Here is a 16419-nt window from a genome sequence, read left to right as displayed (position 1 = left end):
ACGGCCACGTCGAGGCTCGCCTCGTGGTTGCGCCAGGCGACTGCCGGCCGAAGGCGCCGTACGACGTCGGTCGCCGGGTCGCGCAGGCCGCCGGCCAGCGGCACCTCGGTCAGCGCCCACATGGCGTTGCGCTGCAGCTTGTAGCTCTGGCCGCGCGGCACGAGCCGCCGCGGCCGCGTCAGCGGCTTGTCGGTGCGGCGCCAGGTGATGGCGACCGGCGCATCGAACTGCGGCGGCACCAGGTCGGCGTTGTGCATGACGCTCGAACGGTCGTTCAGCACGTTCTCGGCGAAGTAGCGGGCGTAGTCGGCGAGGGGCACGTCCTCGATGCGGCGCTCGATCTTGGTGTTGACGTCGAGATCGAGCTCGACTTCGGTGATCACCCCGACCGCGCCGTAGCCGCCGACCGCCGCACGCAGCAGCTCGGCGTTGTCGGCCCGGCTCGCCTCGACGATTCGGCCGTCGGCCAGCACCAGCTGCAGCGCCTGCACGGAGTGGCTGATCGGCCCGTGCCCGACGTAGCGGCCGTGGCAGTTGACCGACACCGCGCCACCGACCGTGAAGTTCGAGTAGCTCTGCATCGTGCGGACCGAGAGGTCCTCCGGGTCGAGCACGTCCTGCAGGTCGCGCCAGGTGATGCCGGCCTGGACCCGCACGCGGCGCTGGGCGGGGCGCAGCCACACGACCCGGTTCATCTGCCGCATGTCCAGGTGCAGGCCGCCAGCGATGGCGACCTGCCCGCCCATGCTGTAGCGGCCGCCGCCGATCGCCACCTTGCCGGGCCAGCCGCGCAGCGCCCGCTGGACGGCGTCGGTGTCCGACGGCGTCTCGATGCGCGCGACCTCGACCGGGTACAGCCGCGTCACGTTCTCGATCGTCAGCGCGAGGGGCGCGGCGAACGCCTGGAGCGGCGCGAGCTCGCACGCGACGGCGACTGCCAGGGCCTGGGCCAGCGCCGTCCGGCGGCTGCAGCTCAGGGGCGGATCGGCAGGCATGGCCGCTAGTATGCCGCTGCGCCCCGGGGGTATGGCACATTGCAAGACGCCTCCACGCCGGCCGGTGCCTCGGGAAACACACGCATGTCAGTGCAGGAATACTTCGACCTCGTGGCCGCCAACCTCTCGGTGGCGCTGTCGACGCCGATCGGCATCTTCGCCGTGTGTTCGGCCATCGTCGCGGCGGCGCTGGTGCTCGTCAGCTCCTTCGTCAAGACCATGATCCCGCTGCGCTGTCTCGCGGTGGGCGGCAACCTGGGCTTCCTGATCTACGGCGCGCTCCATCCTTCGGTCGTGATGATGCTGCTGCACGGTGCGCTGCTGACGCTCAACATCTTTCGCGCCATCGAGATGGTTCGCCTCACGCGCCGCGTGCGCGCGGCGGCGGCCGAAGGCGACCTGTCCGGCGTCTGGCTGAAGCCCTACATGCGCAAGAAGCGCCTGAAGGCGGGCGAGGTGCTGTTCCGCAAGGGCGATGCCGCCGACCGCCTGTATTTCCTGGCCGAGGGGACGATCGAATTCGTCGAGATCGGCGAGTCGCTTGCAGCAGGCCGTCTCTTCGGTGAGATCGCCTTCTTTGCGCCCGACAAGCGCCGGACGCTGACGGCCCGATGCACCACGCACTGCACCGTGCTGCACATCGACGAGACGACCTTCCAGCAGCTGTACTTCCAGAATCCTGCGTTCGGCTTCCAGATCGTCACCCTGGTCACGGGCCGGTTGCTGGCCGACCGCTCGCGCCTCGAGCGTCAGCTCGCCTCGAGCAGGGCGGCCGACGCCGTCCCCGGCGCATGAGCGGGACACGCGTGACCGAACTGCCCCCCCTGGAGTTGCAGGCGCCGGACATCGGCCGCTGGAAGGACGGCGGCACCGGCGTCGACTGGGTCCATGCCTTCGACTCCGGCCGGCCCGGCCCGAAGGTGATGGTGCAGGCGCTGACGCACGGCAACGAGATCTGCGGCGCGATCGCCCTCGACTGGTTGCTGGGGCAGGGCTTTCGCCCGCTGCGCGGCAGCCTGACGCTGGCCTTCGCCAACGTCGAGGCCTATGCGCGCTTCGACCCCGGCGACCCGTTCCCCTCCCGTTTCGTCGACGAGGACCTGAACCGCGTCTGGTCCGACGCGGCGCTCTTCGGTCCCGGCGACAGCGTCGAGCTGCGCCGCGCTCGGGCGCTGCGCCCCTTCGTCGACACCGCCGAGCTGATGCTCGACATCCACAGCATGAGCGAGCCCTGCCGGCCGCTGATGGTCTGCGGCACGGTCGAGAAGAACGTCGCCTTCGCGCGCCGGCTCGGCGTGCCCGCCGACCTGCTGATCGACACCGGCCACCCCGCGGGCCTGCGCATGATCGAGCGCGGTGGTTTTGGCGACCCGGCGAGCCCGAGGGTCGCGCTCCTCGTCGAATGCGGCCAGCACTGGGAGGCAGCGGCCGCCAGCGTCGCCATCGACACGCTGGTGCGCTTCCTCGGCCTGGCGGGCGTGGCCGATCCGGCCTGGGTGCAGGCCAGCGTCCGCCTGCCGTTGCCGCCGTTGCAGCGCCTGGTCCGGGTGACGGTGCCGATCGTCGCGCGCAGCGCCGACTTCCGCTTCCTGGTCCCGCCGGTCGGGCTCGGCGTGGTGCCGAAGGCCGGGACGCCGATCGCGCAGGACGGCAACCACGTCTGGGTCACGCCCTACGACGACGCGGTGCTGGTGATGCCGGGCACCCGCAACCTCAACCCTGGCGGCACCGCGGTCAGGATCGGTCGCTTCGAGGCCGGCTGACGCGGGCGATCTCGTCCTCGACATCGCGCAGGCGGTCCTTGCCGAAGAAGATCGCGTCGCCGACGAAGAAGGTCGGCGAGCCGAACGCGCCGCGCTCGTGCGCGTCCTGCGTGTTGGCGAGCAGGCGGGCCTTGACGCCGGCGTCCTGCGAACGCGCGAGGAGCGCGTCGGCGTCGAGACCCGCTGCCTGCAGGACGGCCTCGATCTCGGCCGGGTCGTCCATGTTGCGCCCGTCCTCCCACATGGCGGCGAACACCGCTTCCACGTACGGCGCGAAGCAGCCCAGCTCCTGCGCGGCGATCGAGCCGCGCATGATCTTCAGCGTATTGACGGGGAAGAACGGGTTCATCCGAAAGGCATCGAGCCCGTGCCGGGCGATGAAGCGGCGCATCTCGAGCTCGTCGTAGGCGCGCTTGTTCGGTATCACGGCGAACGCCTCGACCGGCGAGCGGTTGTTGCTCAGCTTGAAGAGGCCGCCGAGGAGAATGGGGACGTACTCGACCGAGGCGCCGGTGCGCGACTCCATCGCCGGGATGACCTTGTGCGACAGGTAGGCGTTCGGGCTGCCGAAGTCGAACAGGAACTGGACGGGGACACTCACAGCTCACCTCCGGTCGTGGTGGGAGAAGGCCACCCGCTCACCATGTCTCCAGCCACGGACGCAGCTCGAGCTCGTGGGTCCAGGCGTCGCGGGGCTGCCGGTGCAGCATCCAGTAGGCCTCGGCGATGTGCTCGGGGTCGACGATGCCGCCCTGGTCCTTCAGCGCATAGCGCTCGGGAAAGCCGGTGCGGATGAACTCGGTGTCGATGGCGCCGTCGACGATCGGGTGGGCGACATGGATGCCCTTCGGCCCGAGCTCGCGCGCCATGCTCTGCGCCAGCGCGCGCAGCGCATGCTTCGCGCCGGCGAAGGCGGCGAATCCTTCGCGCCCGCGCAGGCTCGCGGTGGCGCCCGTGAAGATGATCGTGCCGCGGCCACGCGGCAGCATGGCCTTCGCCGCCTCGCGGCCCATCAGGAAGCCGCCGAAGCAGGCCATCTCCCAGACCTTGAAGTAGACGCGCGCCGTCGTCTCGGTGATGCCGAAGCGCACGTTGGCGCCGATGTTGAACACCGCCACCTCGATCGGCGCGATCTCGCGCTCGATCCGCTCCACCAGCGCCACCGTCTCCTCTTCCTTGCGGGCATCGCTGGCGAAGCCGTGCGCCTCGCCGCCGGCCGCCTCGATCGCGACGACGAGCGGCGCGAGCTTGTCGGCATTGCGCCGCGTCACGCAGGCGACGTAGCTTTCGCGCGCGAAGCGCCTGGCGATCGCGCCGCCGGTGGCATCGCCGGCGCCGACGACGAGAATGGCCTTCCTGTCGCTCATGTGCATTCCCCCGGGGTCGCGGTCGGACCCGCACGCCCCGGCGCAAGCCTACCAGTCCTCCTTGACCGCCAGCACCGTCTGTCGGCCGGCCGCCTGACGCGCCGCCAGCCACGCCGTCAGCGTTCCCGCGGCGACGACGGCGGCGCACAAGGCACCAAGCCGCAGCCACGGCAGGAGCAGGTCCATGGTCCAGTGGAAGCTCTGCGGGTTGACCACCTTCACGAGGACGACGCTGACGGAAATGCCGAGCGCCAGGCCGAGCGTGGCGCCGACGCCGGTCCACACCGCGCCCTCGGCGGCGACGACGGCGACGATCTGCCGCCGCGTCAGTCCCAGGTGCACGAGCAGGCCGAACTCCTTGCGACGGGCCAGCACCTGGGCCGAGAAGCTCGCGGCGATGCCGAACAGGCCGATTGCGATCGCCACCGCCTGCAGCCAGTAGGTGACGGCGAAGCTGCGGTCGAAGATGCGCAGCGACGTGGCCCGGATCTCGCGCGGCGCGGCGAACTCGAGCAGCGCGCCGTGGTAGCCCTCGGCGCTCGACAGCTCGCGCAGGGCCGCCTCGACATCGCCGAGGCGCGCGTCCGGCGCGAGCCACACGGCGAGGTCGTTGATGCGCTCGTCGCCGGTGAGTCGGCGCCAGTCGGCGGCGTCGATGACGACGGCGCCGAACTGGCGCGCGTAGTCGCGCCAGACGCCGCGCACGAACACTTCGGCGACGCGGCCGTCAGGCAGCGGCAGGGCGAGGCTGCGGCCGGCCCGCGCGCCGTAGAGATCGGCCATCGCCTCGCTGGCGAAGACCGCGGTCGCGCCTGGCGGTGCGGCGACTAGCTCGCCGGTCAGCGGCAGCGATGCGGCCGGGTCGGCGAGCGGCCGGGCGATGAGCGCCACCGCCGGCCGCGCCGGGTCGATCGTCAGCGAGACGACGCGCTGGGCTTCGGCGCGCACCACGCCGGCGATGGCGGGCGCCCGCGCCGGCAGCGTCGGCGGCAGCGTCGCGACGTCGCTGCCCGGCGGCCCACCCGCGGCGCGCGCGTAGAGGTCGGCCGGCAGGATGGTGTCGAGCCACTGGATCACGGCGTCGCGGAAGCTCGCCACCATCACCGTCAGCGCCACCGACAAGGCCAGGCTGGCGACCACACCGGCGACGGCGATCGTGGCGCTGTCGCGCTGGTGCCTGGCGCGCTCGACCGCGAGCAGCGCCAGCGGATTGCGCGGCGGCGCGATGCCGGCCAGCGCCAGGCCGACGCCGGCCGGCACGCAGGCGATGCCGCCGATCAGCAGGCACGCCACCGAGGCGTAGGCGGCGAGCGGGATGCCGGCGATCGGGGGCACGAAGGCGAGGCCGGCGCCGAGGCCGATCAGCGCCGCACCGACGCGCAGGCCCTGGCCGCTCGGCACGCTCGCCGCAAGCCCCTTCAGCCCCTGTGCCGGCGTGAGCCGCGCCGCGGCACGGGCCGGCAGCCAGCCGCCGACGACGGCCGCGACGACGCCGAGCGCGCCGTAGACGGCGACGCCGACGGCATCGATGCGCAGCGCCGGTGCCACGCCGGGGAAATAGCCGCCGCCGAGGTCGCCGCCGAACAGGCGCAGCGCCGTCGCCGCCAGGGCCACCCCGAGGCCGAGGCCGAGCGCGCTGCCGGCGAGGCCGAGCAGGGCGGATTCGCCCAGCACCAGCGCCATGCGCTCGCGCGCGCCGAGGCCGAGGACGCCGAGCAGGGCGAGCTGCTGCTGCCGCTTCGCGACCGAGAGCGACAGGATCGAGAAGACGAGGAAAGCGCCGGTGAACATCGCCACCAGGGCCAGCACGGTGAGGTTGACGCGGTAGGCGCGAGAGACGTTGGAAATGCGTTCGCCGGCCTCGTTAGGCGCCGCCGCGCGCACGCCGGCCGGCAGGGCCAGGCGGCCGAGCAGTGCCTCGCGGTCGGCGCCCGGCGCGAGGCGCACGTCGATGCGCGTCAGGCGGCCGAGCGAGCCGAGCAGGACCTGGGCCCCGGCGATGTCCATGACGGCGAGCGGCGGCCCGGCGGCGGCGACGCTGCCGGCGATGCGCAGGCGCTGCCGGCCGGTCGCGGTCTGCACGACGAGCTCGGCCGGAGCGCCGTTCGCCGCCAGGCGGCGCGCCGCGGCGGAGTTCAGGAACACCGCTCGCGGGTCGAGCATCGAGAAGCGGTCGGCGCCGGCGTCCGGGCGGGGCAGGACGGCCGGCGCGAGCGGCGCCACGACGAGCGCATCGACGCCGAGCACGCGCAGCGGCACGCGGGCACCGGCAGCGTCGAAGGCGAAGGTGTCGCCCTCGACGACCGGGCTGGCCAGGGCCACGGCGGCGTCGGTCGCGACACGGGCATAGAGCGCCTCGTCGAAGCCGGCGCGCGGGCCGACCAGCTTCAGGTCGGGATCGCCGTTGACGGCGCGGACCGCGGCGCTGAACTCGGCCAGCGCCGAGGCGTTGATGAGGTGCACCGAGTAGGCGAGGGCGACGCCGAGCATCACCGCCGCCAGCGCGGCGAGGTTGCGCCACGGGTGATGGCGAAGCTCGGGCCAGGAGAGCCGGCGCAGCAGGCTCAGCACGCGACGACGCCTTCGGAGGTGAGGGTCACGGCCCGGTCGGCGCGCGCGGCGGCGGCGCGCGAGTGCGTCGCCAGCACGCACGCCGCGCCGTGCTCGCGCACCTGCTCGACGAGCAGCGTCAGGACGCGATCGGCGGTCGCCGGGTCGAGGTTGCCGGTGGGCTCGTCGGCGAGGATTAGGCGGGGTCGGTGCACCAGGGCCCGGGCGATCGCGACGCGCTGCAGCTGGCCGCCGGACAGCGTCTGCGGCAGGCGGCCTTCGAAGCCGCCGAGGCCGACCGCCGCCAGCATCGCGCTCACGCGCGCGTCGTCAGTCCGCCGCTGCAGCAGCAGGGGCAGGCCGACGTTGGCGGCGACGCTCAGGTGCGGCAGGACGTGGAAGGCCTGGAACACGAAGCCGAGGTGGTGGCGGCGGAACAGCGCCTGCTCCGGTTCGGCCAGCGTGTGCATCGACGTGCCCTCGATGCGCACGCTGCCGGCATCGATGCTGTCGAGACCGGCGGCGCAGTTGAGCAGGGTCGACTTGCCGACGCCGGACTCGCCGAGCACGGCGACGAACTCGCCGGCCTCGACGCGCAGGTCGACCGCGGCGAAGACGGTGCTGTCGCCGTAGCGCTTGGCCAGCGCCTCGATCTCGAGCAGGGCCATGTCAGGCGTAGCGCTCGTCATTGCCCGTCGCGACAGTAGCGCGGGCGATCCCCACCACCTGCTCGACGGCATCGGGCGAATCGGCATCGACGACCGTGCGCCACGGCATGGCGCGCAGCCACGTGAGCTGCCGCTTGGCGAGCTGCCGCGTCGCGGCGACGGCCGTCGGCTGCAAGCGCGACAGTTCGCCGTCCGCGAGCGCCTGCCAGGCCTGCCGGTAGCCGACCGCGCGCATCGACGGCAGCTCGGCGTGGAGCCCGGGCCGGGCGCGCAGCGAGCGCACCTCGTCGACGAAGCCGGCCGCCAGCATGGCCGCGAAGCGGCCCTCGATGCGGGCGTGCAGCCAGGCGCGTTCGCGCGGCTCGAGGGCGATCAGCGGCGGACGCTGCCGACCTTCGGCACGCCGGGCGCCGGTGTGCCAGGCCGAGAGCGGCCGGCCGCTCACCTGCAGGACTTCGAGCGCGCGCTGGATGCGCTGGCTGTCGTTCGGCGCCAGGCGCGCCGCAGTCGGCGCATCGTGTCGTGCCAGCTCGGCGTGCAGCGCCGGCCAGCCTTCGCTCGCAGCGCGCGCCTCGATTGCCGCGCGCACCGCCGGATCGGCGTGCGGCATCGTGTCGAGGCCGTCGAAGAGCGCCTTGAAGTAGAGCATCGTCCCGCCGACGAGCAGCGGCAGGGCGCCGCGGCCACGGATGGCGGCGATGCGCGCGCCGGCATCGGCGACGAAGCGTGCGGCTGAGTACGGTTCGTCCGGATCGAGGAGGTCGATCAGGTGGTGCGGCACCGCCGCCTGTTCGGCAGGCGACGGCTTGGCGGTGCCGATGTCCATGCCGCGATAGACCAGGGCCGAGTCAACGCTCACGATCTCGACCGGCACGCCGTCGGCACCCAGGGCGGCAGCGACGGCCATCGCTGCCGCGCTCTTGCCCGAGGCGGTCGGCCCGGCGATGCAGAGGCAGCCGGCCAGGGCCGCACCCGCTTCGTCCATGTCGGCGCCCGTGCTCACGCCGGCTGCGCTTCGGCCTGCGCGCGGGCCTGGCGCAGCGGCTCGCCGTGTCGCTGCACCAGCGTCCAGGCGACCAGCGCGAGCAGCACGCTGAAGGCGCCGACGCCGAAGGTCAGGGGGTAGACCGTGCGGTCGAGCATGCGGCCGAGCCAGAGCCCGGCGGCGAGCGCCGTCACCGTCATGACGAAGCCGGACAGCGACGCCGCCGTTCCCGCCTTTTCCGGGAACGGCCCGATCGCGCCGGCCTGGCCGCAGGGCTGGTGGATGCCGTGCCCGATCGCGTAGAGGTACTGCGGCAGCAGCAGCGCCCACACGGTGTGAAAGCCCGCCAGGCTGAGCGCGACCATGCCCGTGCCGCCGGCGAGCGAGAACCAGGCGCCGCGCCGCACCGCGCCGCGCAGGCCGTGGCGCACGAGCAGGCGGCGGCAGAGGACGGTGCCGCCGATGTAGGCCACCGACATCGAGGCCAGGATGGCGCCGTACGCCGAGCGGCCGACGCCGAGCACGTCGATGAACACGAACGACGAGCCGGCCAGCATGCAGAAGAGGCCGCCGTAGGTGCACGCGGAGAGCGCGGCCCAGGCGCGGAAGGTCGGGTCGGCGACGACGCCGGCCCAGTTGGCGAGCACCGCCGCGGGCCGGATCGCGTCGACGTTGCGCGCCGGCACGGTCTCCTCGAAGCGCCAGACCACGGCCGCGAGGGCGACGGCGCCGAACACTGCGAGGGCGAGCAGGGCGGCGTGCCAGCCGAAGGCCTCGACGATGAAGCCGCCGGCAAGCGGCGCGGCGACGGCGACGAAGCCGAGGCCGGTCAGGGCCCGCGACATGACGCGCGCGCCCTGGTCGGGCTCGTAGAGGTCGCGCACGATCGACCGGCCGCAGGTCACCGCGGCGGCCATCGCCACGCCCTGCAGCGCGCGCCAGGCGATCAGCGCGTCGATGCTGCCGGCCGCGGCGCCGCCGAGCGCTGCCACCGTGTAGAGCGCCAGGCCGCCGAGCAGGATCGGGCGCCGGCCGAAGCGGTCGGCGAGCGGACCGCACAGCAATTGCGACAGGCCGAAGGCGCTGATCAGCATCGACAGCGTCAGCTGCGCCGAGCCGACGCTGGCGCCGAGGTCGCGCTGCAGGGTCGGCAGCGCCGGCAGGTACAGGTCGGTGGTGACGGGCTGAACGCCGAGGAGCAGGGTGAGCAGGACGACCACCGCGGCGCCGCTCATCGGCCGCGCCGCCGACGGCGGCGATGACGACTGGGGCATGGAGCGAGCGTAGCAGCGCGCTCGGCGCCGCGCCCGGGTAGGAGGCGGACCACATCGGGCCGGCATCGGTGCCGACCGGGTCAACCAAGCGCTGCCGATGGCGTTTTCTTCCGAGGCACGCACACTCGCTGACCAATTTGACGGGGGATCGCATGAAGCTCGGAACCAAGTTGCGCCAGGCGCTTTTTCTCGGCGCGTTCGGCTGCGGCGCAGCGGGTGCTGCCCTCGCCGGAGAGATCACCCTCTATGACCACCCGCAGTACGGGGGCGCCAGCCTGACGCTGCGCACCGGCAGCCCGGACCTCGTCAGTAGCGGCTTCAACGACCGCGTGTCCAGCATCGTCGTCCATTCCGGCGAATGGGAGATTTGCAGCGACGCGAACTTCGGCGGCACCTGCGTCTATCTGCCACCCGGCAGGTACGCCGCCTTCCAGCCCGAACTCGAAAACCAGATCAGCTCGCTGCGCGAACGCGGCAACGCGCCCGCAGCACGCCGCAGCGATGACTTCCGCGGCGGCGACGACGGTCGCGGCGGCAGCCGGAACCCGGTGACGGGTGGGCAGGGCGGTCGTGTCACGCTCTTCCGCGGCGCCGGCCTGAGCGGCGAGCGCCTCTCCGTCTCGTCGGCGGTGCCGGACCTCACCCGCTCGAATTTCAACGACTCGGCCTCGTCGATGTCGATCGAGTCGGGCACCTGGGTCGTCTGCAGCGACTCGGAGTACCGCGGCAACTGCCGCGCCTTCGGGCCCGGCCGCTACCAGGACCTCGGCAGCCTGAGCAACGAGATCTCGTCGATCCGCCCCGGCAACGATGCGCCTGCGTACCGCGACAGCGGGCGCGGCGATGATCGGGGCAACGGTCGTGGCTTCGAGGGCCGCCGCGACGATGACCGGCGTGGCGACGGCCGACGTGGCGACGATGGTCGCCGCAGCGATGACCGGCGCGGCGAGGGCGACCTTCGTGGCGGGGGCCGCTCCGGGGCCACCGGCATTGAGCTCTTTTCCGAGGCCGGCTTCGGCGGCCAGCGCCTGCGCCTCGACGGCGACATCAGCGACCTGGCACGCGCCAACTTCAACGACCGTGCTGCTTCGGTGGTGGTGACGGAAGGCTCGTGGGAACTCTGCAGCGATGCCCGCTTCGGGGGCAACTGCACCGTCTTCCGCCGCGGCGAACATGGGCGCCTGGGCGGGTTGAGCGGCCAGGTGTCCTCGGTTCGCCGCGTCCGCTAGGCTCCTTCCCCTGCCCGGCCCACCCGGAGACCTTCGATGAACCTGCACCTGTCCATCGGTCCGCTCGTGTCCCTGATCGCCGGCATCCTGATACTGGTCGTGCCGCGACTGCTCAACTTCATCGTCGCGATCTACCTGATCATCATCGGCCTGCTCGGCCTTTTCGGCGGCAACCTGCGCTAGGGCCTGCAGACGCGAGCAGGCGCTAGGCAGAGGCCTGGACGAAGGTCTCGTCGGCGCGCAGGTAGCGCCAGCTGCCGGCGGGCAACGGCCCGAGCACGACCTGGCCGATCCGCACGCGCTTGAGGCCCAGCACCTGCAGGCCGACCGCCTCGCACATGCGGCGGATCTGCCGCTTGCGGCCTTCCTTCAGCACGAAGCGAAGCTGCTCCGGGTTGGCCCAGTCGACCTGGGCCGGCTTCAGCGGCACGTCGTCGAGCGACAGGCCGTGCCGCAGCAGCGCCAGCCGGTCGGCTTCGAGCGGCTGGTTGCCCGGGGTCGCGACGCGGACCAGGTACTCCTTCTCGATGTCGCTGTCCTCGCCGATCAGCTGCTTGGCGATGCGCCCGTCCTGCGTCAGCACGAGCAGGCCGACGGAGTCGATGTCGAGGCGGCCCGCAGGCACGAGGCTGCGCAGGTGCTGCGGCAGGAAGCGGATGCCGGAGCGGTCCTCGCGCCACTGCCGGTCCGGCGTGACGAGGACGCGCGCCGGCTGGTAGCCGTCCTCGGCCTGGCCGCTCACGTAACCGACCGGCTTGTTGACCAGCACCGTGACGAGCTGCGCCTGGGCATGACGGGCCCGGCTGTCGATGGTGATGTGCTGGCCCGGCATCACGCGCGAGCCCAGCTCGCTGACGACGCGCCCGTCGACGCGGACCCAGCCGCGCGCGATCCACTCGTCGGCCTCGCGCCGCGAGGCGAGACCGAGCTCGCTCATCCGCTTGGACAGGCGCAGGCTGCCGTCGCTGTGGCCGGTGCTCATCGGCCGCGCCAGAAGAGTCGGTCGAGCTCCTTGACCGTGACCTGCCTCCACGTCGGCTGGCCGTGGTTGCACTGGTCGGCGCGATCGGTCCGTTCCATGTCGCGAAGCAGGGCGTCCATCTCGGCCAGCGTCAGAGCCCGGTTGGCGCGCACCGCGCCGTGGCAGGCCATCGTCGACAGGAGCTCGTCGCGGGCCCGCTCGAGGATGCCGCTGGCGCCGAGCTGGGCCAGCTCGGCGAGGACGCTGCGCGCCAGCTCGACGCTGTCGGCGCCGGCGAGCGCGGCCGGAAAGGAACGCAGGGCGAGCGTGCCGCTGCCGATCGGCGTGAGGTCCAGGCCCAGCGAGCGCAGCGTCGCGGCGTGCGCCTCGGCGCTGGCGATCTCGGCCGCGCTGGCGGCGAAGGTGGCGGGGATCAGCAGCGGCTGCGTCTGCACGGCGGCGCCCTCCAGGCCGGCCTTCAGGCGCTCGTAGACGATGCGCTCGTGCGCCGCGTGCATGTCGACGATGACCAGGCCGGCAGCGTTCTCGGCCAGGATGAAGGCGCCGGCCACCTGGGCCAGGGCGCGGCCGAGCGGCCGCTCGGACGTCGTCGGGCGGTCGGCGTCGCGCGCCAACTTCCACGCCGGCGGCGAAGGCTCCGCCGCGAAGACCGCGCCGCCGGACCAGGCCAGCGGACGCTGGCTCGCAGGGGGCGCGGCCGGTTCCGTCGACGCGAGCTCGACAGTCGGGGCAGACCGCCCCGCCAAGGATCCGGCCTTCGGCTGCGCCAGCGCCGCCTGCACCGCGTTGCGCACGGCCTGGTGCACCTCGCGCGAATCGCGGAAGCGCACCTCGACCTTGGTCGGGTGCACGTTGACGTCGACGCGCTCGGGCGCGATGTCGATGAAGAGCAGGTAGGCCGGCTGCCTGCCGCCGTGCAGCACGTCCTCGTAGGCCGAGCGCATGGCGTGGGCGATGAGCTTGTCGCGGACGTGGCGGCCGTTGACGTAGACGTACTGCAGGTCGGCGCGGGAGCGCGCCGACTCGGGCCTGCCGGCGTGTCCGGCGATGACCAGCCCGCCGAGGTCGAGGGAGATCGCCAGGCTCTCGGCGAAGAAGGCCGGGCCGAGAACGTCGCCGGTCCGCTGGACCATGCCGGCGCGGGCCCAGCGGGCGACGAGCCTGCCGTCGTGCCAGAGCGCGAAGGCGATGCCGGGCCGGACCAGGGCGTGCCGGCGCACGGCCTCGAGGCAGTGTGCGAGCTCGGTCGCCTCTGTCTTCAGGAACTTGCGCCGTGCCGGCGTGTTGAAGAAGAGCTCGCGCACCTCGACCGTGGTGCCGGTGCCGCGCGCCGCGGCGCTGAGCGAGCCGCTGCGCGCGTCGAGCCGGCTCGCGTGCGCTGCGTCGGCGGTGCGACTGGTCAGCGTCACGTCGGCCACCGAGGCGATCGCCGCCAGGGCCTCGCCGCGAAAGCCCATCGTCGCCACGCCCTCGAGCTCGGCCAGCGTTCCGATCTTGCTCGTGGCGTGCCGGCGCAGGGCGATCCCGAGCTCGTCGGCCGGGATGCCGTGGCCGTCGTCCTCGACGGCGACGGAACGGACGCCGCCGCCGGACAGGCGCACGACGATGCCGGTGGCGCCGGCGTCGATGGCGTTGTCGACGAGCTCGCGCACGACTGACGCGGGCCGCTCGACGACCTCGCCGGCGGCGATCTGGCTGACGAGCTCGCTCGGCAGCTCGCGGATCGGCCGGCGCACCCGAGCCTCGAGGACGGCGTTCATCGAACCATTGTAGGAACGGGGGTCGCACCGCCGTGGTCGGGAGGCTGAGGGGTGCCGGCGGGCAGATTCGCACGGCCCGCTGCGGCAGCCTTGCGACAGGGCCGGCGACTCGCCGCGAGGGCGTGTTAGCTTCAGCACGATGAGCGAAGCCACCGGGACGGGTGCCCAAGAGAGCGTCGAATCGCCGGCCTTTCTCCATGCCGTTGCCGACTTCGCCGGCAGGCGCGCGGTCAGCACCTCGCGGCCGATCTACAACGTGCAGGGCAGCAAGCTGCTCGAAGGCGGCGTCGCCATCGACCAGGGGCTGTACGACCGGCTCGTCTCGCACCGGCTGTCGCTGCCCCTGGACGAGTGCCTCGACGCCGGCGCGCCGTTCGGCGCCGAGGTGCTGCGCGAGGCTGCCGAGGCGGCGATCGCCCGCTGGCCGCTGTTCGCGCGCATGGCTCCGGCCGGGGCGGCCCGCCGCGAGCTGATCGAGGCGCTGACGGATATCGCCGTGCCGAAGCCGGTCGGGCTGCACCTGATGCTGGCGCGCGAGGTCCGGCCGGCACTGTTCGCGCACAGTATCCTCATGGCCCTGCTGTCCTCGCACCTGGTTCGCGAGCACGGGGCGAGCCGCGCCGCCGTCGGCCACGCCGCCGCAGCCGGACTGCTGCACGACCTCGGCATGCTGCATATCGACCCCGACCTGCTCGATTCCGACGACCGCCTCAGCGGCGATCGGCTCAAGCCGGTGTACGTGCACCCGCTCACGGCGTCGATGCTGGTCGACCGCTTCCCCGACTACCCGAAGGAGATCGTGCGTGCGATCACCGAGCATCACGAGCGGCTCGACGGCTCGGGCTACCCGCGCGGGCTGGGCGGAGACGCCCTGAGCCCGCTCGGCCGCGTCCTGTCGCTGGCCGAGGTGGTGACGGCGATGTTCGACGGCGAGCGCCGCCACCCGGAGCAGCGAGTCTCGATCCTGCTGCGCATCAACCCGCGTCGCTACGACGCGCGTGCCGTGGCCGAGGTCCACCGCCTGCTCGCCGGCATCGACCCCGGCCCGGCGCAGGACATCGCCTCCGCCGAGTCGATCGCCCGCCTGCTGCGCCTGGCCGCCGTGCTCGGGGCCTGGCGCACGGCAAGCCAGGAGCTCGGGGGCGGGCTCGGCCAGGCGCACACGGCCCTGGTTCGATCGATGGACGAGCAGAACGCGACGCTGCACCGCATGCTGTACGACGCCGGGATCACTGCCGGGCAGCTCGAACTCGTTGCCCAGGACCGCGGTGCCGAGGACGCCGCCTGGCGCGTCGAGCTGTGGGCTCTGGCCGAGGAACTGCTGTGGCAGCTGCATGCCGCGGCCAACCAACTGCAGCGGCGCTGGCAAGCCGCCGAGCCGGGCACGGCGTACCCGGCGGCGCTCGCCGCATGGTTCGCGGCCGTGCAGGCGCTGGATTCCTGAGCCGCCGCGGGCGGGCCCTCCGCCCGCCGCGATAATCCAGGCATGGAAGCACTCGCCTGGGCCCTGGATTTCGTGCTGCGCATCGACGTGCACCTGACGACGTTCGTGCAGACCTACGGCACGTGGGTCTACGCGCTGCTGTTCGCGATCATCTTCGTCGAGACCGGCATCGTCGTCATGCCGTTCCTGCCCGGCGACTCGCTGCTGTTCGTCGTCGGCGCGATGTGCGCGGTCGGCCTGATGAACCTGCCGCTGTCGATCGTGCTGCTGTGGGTCGCGGCCGTCCTCGGCGACCAGTGCAACTACACGATCGGACGCTACATCGGCCCGCGCGTGTTCCAGTGGGAAAACTCGCGCTGGTTCAACAAGAAGGCCTTCGACCAGGCGCACGCCTTCTACGAGCGCTATGGCGGCATCACCATCGTCGGTGCCCGCTTCCTGCCCTTCCTGCGCACCTTCGTGCCCTTCGTCGCCGGCGTGGCCGAGATGACGCGCAGCAAGTTCAGCTTCTACAACGTCACCGGCGGCCTGCTTTGGGTCGGCAGCCTCACGGTCGCCGGCTACGCGTTCGGCAACATCCCGTGGGTCAAGGCGAACCTGGACAAGATCATCTGGGCCGCGATCCTGCTCCCCGGGCTGCTGGTCTTCATCGGGGCCTGGCGCGCCCGGCGCAAGCAGGCGGCCGAGCCGGCCTAGGCGCTCACGAAGGCTGGGTGCCGCCGCCGGGCGAAGGCTGCGGCAGGGGAACCGCCATCTGTCCGCCGACGGTCTCGGGCCGCATGAGGCGCCAGCGCCCGCGCGTGCTCATGTCGAGCACGATCGGCGTCAAGTCGTCGGCGCTCGTGCCCGGGTTCACCTCGAGGGCTCTCGCGATGCAGCGCCGGATCCACTCGGCGGTGTCGCGCACGTAGTCGATGTCCGCGTCGTCGAGACGGCAGACGAGGCGAAAGGTCTTCTCGAACGGCGATTCGGTCGGATCGGTCATTCCCACTCCGCAGGCCGGAGCGTTGCCGGCCATCGACGGCAGCACCGTGCCGGCGTGCCACTCGTCAGCGATTGTCGGCACCGACCGTGACGTCCTGCAGGTCGGCGTGGCGCAAACAGCGTCGCGGCCGGCATTTCGTCACGTCTGTCAACCGGGGCGCGTCGCGTCCCGTTGTCTGGGCGACGCGATGTCCGCGACCCAGGAGAAGACTTTCATGATTCGATCCATCCTTGCCGCTTCGGCCCTTTCTGCTGCCGTTTTTGCCGGCCCTGCGTTCTCGCAGACCGCGGCCCCGGCCACGACCAATCCCGTGAAGGAAGCGGTTCCGGCCGCCAAGAAGGTCGGCGGCGCCATGGCCGACACCGGCCGCGCCGCGGGCCATGTCGTCGCCACCGACGCCCGCAAGGTCGGCCACGC

17 protein-coding genes are annotated in these 16419 nt (G+C 72.6%); 7 read left to right on the top strand and 10 right to left on the bottom strand.

The window, feature by feature from the left end:
- On the bottom strand, window positions 1-995 hold a 995-nt coding region (locus AC30N0_RS18620; protein ID WP_489519377.1), incomplete at its 3' end, for an FAD-binding oxidoreductase.
- Window positions 996-1079: 84 nt separating this feature from the next.
- Here AC30N0_RS18620 and AC30N0_RS18615 point away from each other — a divergent pair.
- Complete coding sequence (locus AC30N0_RS18615; RefSeq protein WP_489519376.1) at window positions 1080-1790, top strand: cyclic nucleotide-binding domain-containing protein; 711 nt, start codon at window positions 1080-1082, stop codon at window positions 1788-1790.
- Entirely contained in the window at window positions 1787-2758 is a 972-nt protein-coding gene (locus tag AC30N0_RS18610; RefSeq protein WP_489519375.1) for a M14 family metallopeptidase, read from the top strand. The genes AC30N0_RS18615 and AC30N0_RS18610 overlap by 4 nt, the downstream gene beginning before the upstream one ends.
- Here AC30N0_RS18610 and AC30N0_RS18605 read toward each other — a convergent pair.
- The 6 genes from AC30N0_RS18605 to AC30N0_RS18580 are packed head-to-tail and all read right to left on the bottom strand — an operon-like array spanning window position 2730 to window position 9602.
- A complete protein-coding gene (locus AC30N0_RS18605) occupies window positions 2730-3359 on the bottom strand; it encodes a 2-hydroxychromene-2-carboxylate isomerase (RefSeq protein WP_489519374.1) in 630 nt (209 codons plus the stop codon). The genes AC30N0_RS18610 and AC30N0_RS18605 overlap by 29 nt on opposite strands.
- A gap of 37 nt (window positions 3360-3396) precedes the next feature.
- Window positions 3397-4125 (bottom strand): SDR family oxidoreductase, encoded by a 729-nt coding sequence (locus tag AC30N0_RS18600; RefSeq protein ID WP_489519373.1) that lies wholly within the window; start codon window positions 4123-4125, stop codon window positions 3397-3399.
- Between the two features lie 48 nt (window positions 4126-4173).
- Entirely contained in the window at window positions 4174-6696 is a 2523-nt protein-coding gene (locus AC30N0_RS18595; RefSeq protein ID WP_489519372.1) for an FtsX-like permease family protein, read from the bottom strand.
- On the bottom strand, window positions 6690-7343 hold the full coding sequence (locus AC30N0_RS18590) for an ABC transporter ATP-binding protein (RefSeq protein ID WP_489519371.1): 654 nt from the start codon (window positions 7341-7343) through the stop codon (window positions 6690-6692). The genes AC30N0_RS18595 and AC30N0_RS18590 overlap by 7 nt, the downstream gene beginning before the upstream one ends.
- Before the next feature lies 1 nt (window position 7344).
- Window positions 7345-8328: a tRNA (adenosine(37)-N6)-dimethylallyltransferase MiaA gene (gene miaA / locus AC30N0_RS18585; RefSeq protein WP_489519378.1), complete on the bottom strand. Its 984-nt coding sequence runs from the start codon at window positions 8326-8328 to the stop codon at window positions 7345-7347.
- 14 nt (window positions 8329-8342) lie between these two features.
- The gene (locus AC30N0_RS18580) at window positions 8343-9602 is read right to left on the bottom strand and encodes a multidrug effflux MFS transporter (RefSeq protein WP_489519370.1); all 1260 of its coding nucleotides are present in this window, start codon (window positions 9600-9602) and stop codon (window positions 8343-8345) included.
- A 152-nt stretch (window positions 9603-9754) separates the two neighbouring features.
- Between AC30N0_RS18580 and AC30N0_RS18575 the strand changes: the two genes are divergently transcribed.
- Window positions 9755-10831: a beta/gamma crystallin-related protein gene (locus tag AC30N0_RS18575; RefSeq protein ID WP_489519369.1), complete on the top strand. Its 1077-nt coding sequence runs from the start codon at window positions 9755-9757 to the stop codon at window positions 10829-10831.
- Between the two features lie 36 nt (window positions 10832-10867).
- On the top strand, window positions 10868-11014 hold the full coding sequence (locus AC30N0_RS18570; protein ID WP_489519368.1) for a DUF3096 domain-containing protein: 147 nt from the start codon (window positions 10868-10870) through the stop codon (window positions 11012-11014).
- A 22-nt stretch (window positions 11015-11036) separates the two neighbouring features.
- Here the strand turns inward: AC30N0_RS18570 and AC30N0_RS18565 are convergent, their stop codons facing one another.
- Both AC30N0_RS18565 and mutL read right to left on the bottom strand, forming a co-directional pair.
- Window positions 11037-11813: a pseudouridine synthase gene (locus AC30N0_RS18565; protein ID WP_489519367.1), complete on the bottom strand. Its 777-nt coding sequence runs from the start codon at window positions 11811-11813 to the stop codon at window positions 11037-11039.
- Entirely contained in the window at window positions 11810-13573 is a 1764-nt protein-coding gene (gene mutL / locus AC30N0_RS18560) for a DNA mismatch repair endonuclease MutL (protein WP_489519366.1), read from the bottom strand. The genes AC30N0_RS18565 and mutL overlap by 4 nt, the downstream gene beginning before the upstream one ends.
- Window positions 13574-13712: 139 nt before the next feature.
- Between mutL and AC30N0_RS18555 the strand changes: the two genes are divergently transcribed.
- Together AC30N0_RS18555 and AC30N0_RS18550 are read left to right on the top strand one after the other, a co-directional pair.
- The gene (locus AC30N0_RS18555) at window positions 13713-15017 is read left to right on the top strand and encodes an HD-GYP domain-containing protein (protein ID WP_489519365.1); all 1305 of its coding nucleotides are present in this window, start codon (window positions 13713-13715) and stop codon (window positions 15015-15017) included.
- A 42-nt stretch (window positions 15018-15059) separates the two neighbouring features.
- The gene (locus AC30N0_RS18550; RefSeq protein ID WP_489519364.1) at window positions 15060-15713 is read left to right on the top strand and encodes a DedA family protein; all 654 of its coding nucleotides are present in this window, start codon (window positions 15060-15062) and stop codon (window positions 15711-15713) included.
- 4 nt (window positions 15714-15717) lie between these two features.
- On the opposite strand, the gene AC30N0_RS18545 is transcribed toward AC30N0_RS18550, so the two are convergent.
- Window positions 15718-16002: a hypothetical protein gene (locus tag AC30N0_RS18545; RefSeq protein ID WP_489519363.1), complete on the bottom strand. Its 285-nt coding sequence runs from the start codon at window positions 16000-16002 to the stop codon at window positions 15718-15720.
- Between the two features lie 22 nt (window positions 16003-16024).
- Between AC30N0_RS18545 and AC30N0_RS18540 the strand changes: the two genes are divergently transcribed.
- Window positions 16025-16419, top strand: a 395-nt coding sequence (locus tag AC30N0_RS18540; protein ID WP_489519362.1) for a hypothetical protein, incomplete at its 3' end; no start/stop codon positions are given.

The organism is Rhizobacter sp., from assembly GCF_031412495.1.
Classification (GTDB): Bacteria; Pseudomonadota; Gammaproteobacteria; order Burkholderiales; family Burkholderiaceae_C; genus Schlegelella_A.
The sequence above is the reverse complement of the archived record's forward strand: the minus strand, read 5'-3'. Positions and strand labels throughout refer to the sequence as shown.

Excerpts from the sequence above, each read along its gene's own strand:
- AC30N0_RS18615 (WP_489519376.1), top strand. The coding sequence starts at position 1,080 with ATGTCAGTGCAGGAATACTTCGACCTCGTGGCCGCCAACCTCTCGGTG.
- AC30N0_RS18610 (WP_489519375.1), top strand. The coding sequence starts at position 1,787 with ATGAGCGGGACACGCGTGACCGAACTGCCCCCCCTGGAGTTGCAGGCG.
- AC30N0_RS18600 (WP_489519373.1), bottom strand. The coding sequence starts at position 4,125 with ATGAGCGACAGGAAGGCCATTCTCGTCGTCGGCGCCGGCGATGCCACC.
- AC30N0_RS18590 (WP_489519371.1), bottom strand. The coding sequence starts at position 7,343 with ATGGCCCTGCTCGAGATCGAGGCGCTGGCCAAGCGCTACGGCGACAGC.
- miaA (WP_489519378.1), bottom strand. The coding sequence starts at position 8,328 with ATGGACGAAGCGGGTGCGGCCCTGGCCGGCTGCCTCTGCATCGCCGGG.
- AC30N0_RS18580 (WP_489519370.1), bottom strand. The coding sequence starts at position 9,602 with ATGCCCCAGTCGTCATCGCCGCCGTCGGCGGCGCGGCCGATGAGCGGC.
- AC30N0_RS18575 (WP_489519369.1), top strand. The coding sequence starts at position 9,755 with ATGAAGCTCGGAACCAAGTTGCGCCAGGCGCTTTTTCTCGGCGCGTTC.
- AC30N0_RS18570 (WP_489519368.1), top strand. The coding sequence starts at position 10,868 with ATGAACCTGCACCTGTCCATCGGTCCGCTCGTGTCCCTGATCGCCGGC.
- AC30N0_RS18565 (WP_489519367.1), bottom strand. The coding sequence starts at position 11,813 with ATGAGCACCGGCCACAGCGACGGCAGCCTGCGCCTGTCCAAGCGGATG.
- mutL (WP_489519366.1), bottom strand. The coding sequence starts at position 13,573 with ATGAACGCCGTCCTCGAGGCTCGGGTGCGCCGGCCGATCCGCGAGCTG.
- AC30N0_RS18555 (WP_489519365.1), top strand. The coding sequence starts at position 13,713 with ATGAGCGAAGCCACCGGGACGGGTGCCCAAGAGAGCGTCGAATCGCCG.
- AC30N0_RS18550 (WP_489519364.1), top strand. The coding sequence starts at position 15,060 with ATGGAAGCACTCGCCTGGGCCCTGGATTTCGTGCTGCGCATCGACGTG.
- AC30N0_RS18545 (WP_489519363.1), bottom strand. The coding sequence starts at position 16,002 with ATGACCGATCCGACCGAATCGCCGTTCGAGAAGACCTTTCGCCTCGTC.